The following is a 7,850-nucleotide window of genomic DNA, read 5'->3' on the forward strand; positions in this document are numbered from 1 at the left end:
GGGGCATCGGATATGGATGCTGGAGCACGGGAAATATAACGGATGAAATGGTGAACGAGTATTTGGAGCACCATCGAAGACCTGACGATGGCCAAAGCAGTAATTTCATACTAGAGCAATAACCATTAGGTGAATTTAATTCACGGGCCCGAAACTATGGACCTTTAAGTCCATAGTGGTTCATTCAGGACGGGTCGTAATAAAGCACAATGGTTTGGCTAAACTGCGTTTAATGTAGTTACGGTAATTGCTAAAGCATCAACGCAGATGCCACTTAAAACCTCCAACCCAATCCATATAAACCCATAGGAAACTCAGTAGCCACATACCCGGAGTAGTTTAACACCGTATTCATGCTCGGTCGTACCGATCGCACGAATGCTTCTTAATTTTAAACATTTAATCAAAAAGTAGCAGCATGACTCTTAACTAATTGTCCACTTTTTTGTTGCAAGTCCAGAAAATAGAATGAAAAAAATTGGACTTATAGGAGGAATTAGTTGGACTTCAACTTTGGATTATTATAGATTCTTTAATCAAGGTATTAATTCAAAATTAGGTGGCTTAAATTCTGCGGAATGTATTATATATTCATTAAATTTTTCAGACGTTCAAAATAAAGGTTGGACAAATTCTTTTGACCTTATTTTTGATGCTTGCAAAAGTTTAGTCTCAAGCAATGTAGATGCCATAGTTTTATGTGCAAACACAGCGCATCTATTTGCAGACGAAATTCAAGAAAAAATTGACATTCCAATTATTCATATTGTATCTGCAACTGCAAAGGAAATAAATAGGAGAAAATTGAGCAAGGTTGGATTATTAGTGACTAAATTCACAATGGAAATGGGTTTTTACCGTGATAAACTGAAAGAATACGACATAGAAACAATTATCCCAACAGATAAAAAAGATATTGAAATAATACAAAATATTGTCAAAAATGAACTAGGCAAAGGAATTGTAACTAAAGAATCAAAGGAGAAATTTATTAATTATGCTAATAAGTTAGTCGAAAGAGGAGCTGAAGGAATTGTTTTAGGTTGCAATGAAATACCTATGCTAATTGAACAAAAGAATTTTAATTTTCCTGTCTTCGATACAACTAAAATTCACGTAGAAGATATAATAAATTTTGCGTTGGAAAGGGGAAGGCCAGTTGCCAACAAAGCCGTATAAAATTAATTACTAGTGATATAATGCGGAGATGATACAAATTTGGACGGCACTTATAACCATTCTAATCTTAAAAGTATTAAAAACTCAGGCCAAACACCCTTGGTATTTATCAAATTTAGTAGTATTTATAAGATTAAATCTCTTTGTGAAAGTAGAGCTACATAAATGGCTTGACAATCCATTTGTCAAAGAGCAACCGCCACCAAAGTTATATGTACAAGGGGTTCTTTTTTGAAAATCAATATATTTAAACCATAAAGCCAGTAAAATGGATAGGGCTTATGCGGCCTGAATTTATTTAGGACAGGATTGAATTCTGATATAAACTTCCAAACTCTTTACAAAATGCAGATTTTGTGAAGAACAAGCCTGTATTTGATTTCTTTGAAAAGTTTTAACTCTAAAACGAAGAATATTTACTTGAGGCCTATAGTAACAGTATAATTAAATTTAGTATTCTCTTGGAATTTCAATAAAAGTGGGGAATGTCAAGACAGTGAAAAATAAATTTATCAGGTCAACGTAGTTATCTTCCCAGACTTAATACGATAATAGGTTAGACTGAAATAAAAAGGATTTCAATTCTTTTTAAGAGGTAATCTTTACAGTGACCCCTTTCTCCTCAATTTTTTTCAACATCTGTGGAGATACACCACTGTCCGTTATAAGTAGATCCACTCTGGATAATGGGCATATCTTGGCGAAACTTCGTTTGCCGAACTTTGAGGAATCGGCCAATACGATCAGCTTATTGGCGGAGGCCATCATTTTCTGGTTAAGGGCGGCCTCCTCTAGGTTCGAGGTAGTAAGGCCATATTCCAGATCGATGCCGTCAACGCCTATGAATAATTTACTACAGGACACATTTTCCAAGATTTGCACTGCATGGTCTCCCGTGACAGAAAATGAACTTTGTCTTACGAATCCACCTAATTGTAACACTCTTATATTTTTATGTATACTAAGCTCCATTGCGATGTTCAAAGAGGATGTTACCACCATCAAAACGTTATCTGGATTTATAGCTTTAGCCAATGCCTGTACGGTAGTTCCAGAAGCAATGAGTATAGAATCGTTATCCAGTATGAGTTCTGCTGCAGTTTGTGCAATGTCCGACTTTTCCGTAATGAATATTTTTTCCTTTTCGATAACCGACCTATCGTTCGCATAAGGGTTCTTTAAGGATGCACCCCCGTGAGTTCTGAACAAAAGACCCTTCCCCTCTAATAACTTTAGGTCTTTACGAATAGTGACCGCAGATACATTGAGGAAAATGCACAGGTCCGATACCTCTATATGTTTCTCCTGATTCAGTCGATCGAGAATCAATTGATGCCTTTTCATAAGAATAACATTTGTGTAAATATAAGGGATCAAACGAAATTATTCGGAATTAAAACTATTGAGCAAATTGATAAATTCTCAAATATTATATCTTAATCCATTTAATTAACAGGTTTCGTTTACGTTTACTTTCATAATGGGTATAATTTTATATATTTGTAGCATAAATGAAATAAAACGAAACAAATGCATCATAGTGTTTTCGATAGGAAGGTCATCACAGCACATTTAGAAAACGAGACGGATTGGGACCTTATAATAATCGGTGGTGGCGCAACGGGATTAGGTATCGCTATGGACGGAGTAACGAGAGGCTACAAGACGCTGCTAGTTGAGCAATCCGATTTTGCGAAAGGCACCTCTAGTAGAAGTACGAAATTGGTACATGGCGGTGTACGTTACTTGGCTCAGGGCAATATAGATTTAGTAAGAGAGGCTCTTTACGAAAGAGGATTGCTTTTGAAAAATGCGCCGCATTTAACGAAGAACCAATCTTTCATTATACCAAGCTACAGCTGGTGGAACGCTATTTTCTATACCACGGGTCTAAAAGTTTACGATTTTTTATCAGGGAAGCTCAGTCTTGGTAACTCTTCGTTTTTGACCAAATCAAAGACGTTGCAAAGAATCGAGACAATCAGAAGGGACAAGTTAAAGGGAGGTGTTGTGTACCAGGACGGTCAATTCGACGATGCTCGTTTAGCGGTCAATATTGCCCAGACCTGTTTGGAAAAGGGAGCCACGCTATTAAACTACTTTAAGGTGACTGATTTGTTGAAGAAGGATAATGGTAGTATTCGCGGAGTAGCGGTAACCGATCGCGAAACAGATAGAACATACACCCTGAACGGAAAAGTGATTATAAACGCAACAGGTGTTTTCGCGGACGATATATTGAAGTTGGATAATCCAAAGGGAAAAAATATGATACGTCCCAGTCAAGGGATTCACCTGGTCTTAGATAGCACTTTCCTTCCCGGTAAGGATGCGATTATGATACCAAAGACTGACGATGGTAGGGTATTGTTCTTGGTTCCATGGCATGGAAAGGTGGTGGTAGGTACAACCGACACCTTGATAGACGAGCACAGTATTGAACCCAGAGCGTTGGAAAAGGAAATCGACTTCATTCTTTCCAATGCCAATGCATATTTGACCAAGGAAGTAACTAAAAAGGATGTGCTGAGTATTTTTGCCGGATTAAGACCATTGGCCGCACCAGCGGATAAAACAGATAAAACAAAGGAGATTTCAAGAAGTCATAAAATAGTAACTTCCAATTCTGGATTGATTTCTGTCATAGGGGGTAAATGGACCACTTTTAGAAGGATGGCGCAGGACACCATTGATAATGCCATACGGTTGAAAATGTTACCGAAAAAGCACTGTGTTACCCAAGATTTGAGAATTCATGGTGCCAAAGAATCTAATGATAGGAGCGACCATTTATATGTATATGGCAGTGACCAAGAAGGCATACATGAGCTAATAAATGAAAAACCTAAACTTGGAAAAAGAATCCATTCCGAGGCAGTTTTCTTAAAAGCGGAAGTAGTTTGGGCCGCCAGGTATGAAATGGCAAGAACGGTAGAGGATGTTCTGGCACGTAGGGTTAGACTGTTGTTCTTGAATGCACGTGTCGCCATTGAGTCGGCACGCGTTGTTGCAGCAATATTGGCGGAGGAACTGGGCAAGGACGGAGATTGGGAATTGGAACAGGTACGACATTTTACAGGAATAGCAAGTCATTATATGCTGGATGAAACGGATTTACCAAAGGGCTCGCCCAATAAAACAATGGCGACTACATAAAAAATAATCCAGTCTTAAGATAAATAGTTTACTGAAAATACCTGAACCTTATAACCGACCACACTAAAATGGATACATATATTCTAGCCCTGGATCAGGGTACAACAAGTTCACGTGCTATTCTTTTCGATAGAAAAGGGAACATCTTCTCCGTTGCACAAAAAGAACTTACCCAATATTTTCCTAAACCGGGTTGGGTGGAGCACGATCCAATGGAAATTTGGTCCACCCAAGCCGGTATTGCAGCGGAGGCGACCATAAAAAAAGGATTGAACGCTTCCAATATTGCCGCCATAGGGATTACCAATCAAAGGGAAACCGTTGTAGTTTGGGACCGAAAAACAGGAGAACCGATTTATAACGCAATCGTTTGGCAAGACAAGAGAACTTCCGCCTACTGCGACGAATTGAGGGAAAGTGGAAAACTAGATTTAATACGTTCCAAAACAGGACTGGTACTGGATTCGTATTTTTCCGCTACCAAGGTAAAGTGGATATTGGATAATGTAAGGGGCGCAAGAAAACGTGCTGATGCGGGTGAACTAGTGCTCGGAACTATAGATACGTGGTTGATATGGAATTTCACAAAAGGTGAAAAGCACGTGACCGATGTCACCAATGCCTCGAGAACATTGATTTATAATATCAATACAATGGATTGGGACGATGAACTTTTGGAACTCTTCACAATACCCAAGAGTATGTTGCCGGAAGTAAAACAATCCAGTGAAGTATATGGTTATACCAATACGAGCATTTTTGCGGCCGAAATACCTATAGCAGGTATTGCCGGTGATCAGCAAGCTGCATTGTTCGGTAGCATGTGTATCAAAAAAGGAATGGTAAAGAATACCTACGGTACAGGTTGTTTTATGCTCATGAACATCGGGGACAAACCACAGCTGTCCCGGAACAATCTTTTGACAACGGTGGCATGGATGATAAACGGAAAAACGCAATATGCCTTAGAAGGCAGTATATTCGTAGGCGGTGCCGTGGTACAATGGTTAAGGGACGGTCTTAAGTTCATTAAAACTTCTTCGGAAGTTGAGGAACTGGCCAATAGCGTAGAAAGCTCGGAAGGCGTATGCTTCGTACCTGCCTTCGCAGGCCTTGGGGCTCCACATTGGAACCAATATGCCCAGGGAACCATCTTCGGTCTTACTAGGGGAAGCACGGACTCACATATCGCCCGCGCTGCATTGGAATCGATAGCTTACCAGACCATGGATATTCTTAAAGCAATGGAAGCGGACACTAATATTTCCATCGAAGAACTGCGGGTAGATGGCGGCGCTACGGTAAACAACATGTTGATGCAGTTTCAGGCGGACGTTCTGGACACGGTTACCGTTAGGCCAAAAGTTGTGGAAACTACCGCAATAGGCGCGGCGTTCCTGGCAGGTCTTGCCGTTGGATATTGGGAAAATATTGAAGAAATCCAAGAAATCTGGCAATCGGACGTACATTTCAAACCTACTAAGAACAGAACTGAAATAGAGGCGGGAATTAAACGATGGTATAAGGCTATCGATGCTTTAGAACATTGGACAAGATAAGTAAACCAACAAAATTATTGTAATATAAAATCATTTGCAGAAGAAATGTTAGAGTCCAATGTTGTAAACCATGCAAATGTATGCGGTGGTTTGCATTAAGTTATTAAACGTAAAAAGCTTTATCTCGTTAGTTCGAAGCCAATGGTCGCCATCAATAATCAAAATAAATTTGCTACGCAATTCAAAGAACCACTAACAATCAATATTTTTGGAATTCTCGCTAATATCTCTTTTTTAGGATTTACACTCTTTGTTGCCATCGTAGCTTGGCACCCCATATGAAAGAAGGATGAACGATCGGCGGACGGTTATTATTTAGGCTTTAATAACTTGGGAGTCCTAACGATTGAAGGTTCTTTATTGTTTACAAATCTTTCTACCGAACAGAATGTTGGATTGAACGGTAAGTCCTTCACGGAGGTCCTTGTGGTTTCCGCAACTTAATGTACAGTCTAATATAGTAAGCCCAATATGTACTTAGTGCTTGTGTAAAGTGTCGAAAACTAGCTCTTAACTTCTAAAAGAACCGAGAAAAAGTCTCAAAAAAAGCTTATATAACTCCGTTTTATGGTGAATTATGCCTTGTGCAACGGTTACTATTATTGTCCATAGTTTTTTAGTATCTGATCAATTCCTTTTGCCTATTGGAAATCCTTTTTTGTGAGTCCATCTGCATCATGGGTGTTAAGAGTAATATTAACTTCTTTATACACATTTTGCCAATCTGGATGATGCTCTGACTTTTCGGCTATCATTGCAACTGCTGTCATAAAAGAAAATGCTTCAACAAAATCCTTGAAAATAATTTCTCTATGAATGAATTTACCTTCTAGAACCCACAAAACATCAATTTCTTTCATTCTGTACTGAATCTCCTGTTTACTTAAATTTGTCATTTTTTTAATATTTTTATTTTAAACTATTATTATAATTTTTTTCTAAAAAGTCAGCATCTTAAAAAGAAGGGTTCGGATAGGTATAAAAACCTTCGCCTGTAGTTACCCCCAATTTTCCTTGATTAACGAATTTTTCTTTTAAGTAATCCACCACATCTTGTTTCGCTAAATCTCCCGTTTTTTCAGCCTCCATTTTGTTAATGTTATATACGGTGGTCATTCCTACTACATCCAAAATCCCAAAAGGTCCTTTGGGAGAGCCTGTTGCCACCATCCAAGTTTTATCAATAGCTTGAACATCTGCAACGCCTCTTACCAATAGGTCAAGTCCTGCACTTAATAAAGGAACAAATAATGAATTAACAATATGGCCAGGCTGTTCTTTTTGTAAAGGCAAATCGACCATTCCTATAGATTTTGCAAATGCTAAAAGGGTATCAAATACGTCCGCATCTGTCTCAGGATGCCCCATAATTTCAGCCGTATTGTGTTTCCATATCTCGTTGGCAAAATGCAAGCCAGCAAATTGAGCTGGCTTATCTGTTGAATCGGCAAACTGGCTGGGTAACATGGTAGATAAATTACTGGCAAAAATCGTTTTTTGCTGCGCCACAGATGCTAGCTTTTTATAAAAATCCTTTTTTATAGCAGGACTCTAACGGACGGATTCAATTAACAAGTCAGCTTCGGCTAAATCTGAAGAAAAACTTAATCCCTTAATTGTTTTATTAATCTGTTGTTGGGAAGCATTCAAATTAGCTTTATATGCTTCTCCCAATTTCTTAAAAGTAGTTTTGGCTTTTTCTAAAGTTTCATCACTAATGTCGTAAACCATTACAACATATCCATGAAAAGCAGTTTGGAACGCAACCTGTGATTCTAAAACACAGCTACCTGCTATAGTTATATTTTTGATATTCATAAGTTGGTTTTTTAATTATTGGTTACAGTTAATTCAACTTCAATGTTACCACGTGTAGCATTGGAGTAAGGACATACTTGATGTGCTTTTTCTGCCAAATCTTTGGCTTGTTCTAAGTTTACTTCTGGAATATTTACT

6 protein-coding genes and 2 pseudogenes are annotated in these 7,850 nt (G+C 38.4%); 3 read left to right on the plus strand and 5 right to left on the minus strand.

Annotated elements, in window-relative coordinates; all coding sequences use genetic code 11:
* Positions 1 to 468 precede the first annotated feature (468 nt).
* Positions 469 to 1,179, plus strand: a complete 711-nt coding sequence (locus ES765_RS21055) for an aspartate/glutamate racemase family protein (protein ID WP_138116453.1) — start codon at positions 469 to 471, stop codon at positions 1,177 to 1,179.
* 588 nt (positions 1,180 to 1,767) lie between these two features.
* On the opposite strand, the gene ES765_RS21065 is transcribed toward ES765_RS21055, so the two are convergent.
* Positions 1,768 to 2,523 (minus strand): DeoR/GlpR family DNA-binding transcription regulator, encoded by a 756-nt coding sequence (locus tag ES765_RS21065; protein ID WP_138116455.1) that lies wholly within the window; start codon positions 2,521 to 2,523, stop codon positions 1,768 to 1,770.
* Between the two features lie 186 nt (positions 2,524 to 2,709).
* Here ES765_RS21065 and ES765_RS21070 point away from each other — a divergent pair, with 186 nt between their 5' ends.
* Positions 2,710 to 4,335: a glycerol-3-phosphate dehydrogenase/oxidase gene (locus ES765_RS21070; protein ID WP_138116457.1), complete on the plus strand. Its 1,626-nt coding sequence runs from the start codon at positions 2,710 to 2,712 to the stop codon at positions 4,333 to 4,335.
* A gap of 68 nt (positions 4,336 to 4,403) precedes the next feature.
* Positions 4,404 to 5,894 (plus strand): glycerol kinase GlpK, encoded by a 1,491-nt coding sequence (glpK, locus tag ES765_RS21075; RefSeq protein WP_138116459.1) that lies wholly within the window; start codon positions 4,404 to 4,406, stop codon positions 5,892 to 5,894.
* A 641-nt stretch (positions 5,895 to 6,535) separates the two neighbouring features.
* On the opposite strand, the gene ES765_RS21080 is transcribed toward glpK, so the two are convergent.
* The 4 genes and pseudogenes from ES765_RS21080 to ES765_RS21090 form a co-directional block, all read right to left on the minus strand.
* Positions 6,536 to 6,790: a 4a-hydroxytetrahydrobiopterin dehydratase gene (locus tag ES765_RS21080; RefSeq protein WP_138116461.1), complete on the minus strand. Its 255-nt coding sequence runs from the start codon at positions 6,788 to 6,790 to the stop codon at positions 6,536 to 6,538.
* Between the two features lie 58 nt (positions 6,791 to 6,848).
* A complete protein-coding gene (locus ES765_RS22810) occupies positions 6,849 to 7,196 on the minus strand; it encodes a 3-hydroxyacyl-CoA dehydrogenase family protein (RefSeq protein WP_317131450.1) in 348 nt (115 codons plus the stop codon).
* Positions 7,197 to 7,199: 3 nt separating this feature from the next.
* Positions 7,200 to 7,712 (minus strand): annotated as a pseudogene (locus tag ES765_RS22815) (3-hydroxyacyl-CoA dehydrogenase NAD-binding domain-containing protein); the annotation flags it as partial.
* Positions 7,713 to 7,723: 11 nt separating this feature from the next.
* Positions 7,724 to 7,850 (minus strand): annotated as a pseudogene (locus ES765_RS21090) (OsmC family protein); the annotation flags it as partial.

The organism is Maribacter sp. ACAM166 (genome assembly GCF_005771495.1).
Lineage (GTDB): Bacteria > Bacteroidota > Bacteroidia > Flavobacteriales > Flavobacteriaceae > Maribacter.

Coding starts and splice junctions, on each gene's coding strand:
- ES765_RS21065 (WP_138116455.1), bottom strand. CDS start 2,523: ATGAAAAGGCATCAATTGATTCTCGATCGACTGAATCAGGAGAAACAT.
- ES765_RS21055 (WP_138116453.1), top strand. CDS start 469: ATGAAAAAAATTGGACTTATAGGAGGAATTAGTTGGACTTCAACTTTG.
- ES765_RS21070 (WP_138116457.1), top strand. CDS start 2,710: ATGCATCATAGTGTTTTCGATAGGAAGGTCATCACAGCACATTTAGAA.
- glpK (WP_138116459.1), top strand. CDS start 4,404: ATGGATACATATATTCTAGCCCTGGATCAGGGTACAACAAGTTCACGT.
- ES765_RS22810 (WP_317131450.1), bottom strand. CDS start 7,196: ATGGTCGATTTGCCTTTACAAAAAGAACAGCCTGGCCATATTGTTAAT.
- ES765_RS21080 (WP_138116461.1), bottom strand. CDS start 6,790: ATGACAAATTTAAGTAAACAGGAGATTCAGTACAGAATGAAAGAAATT.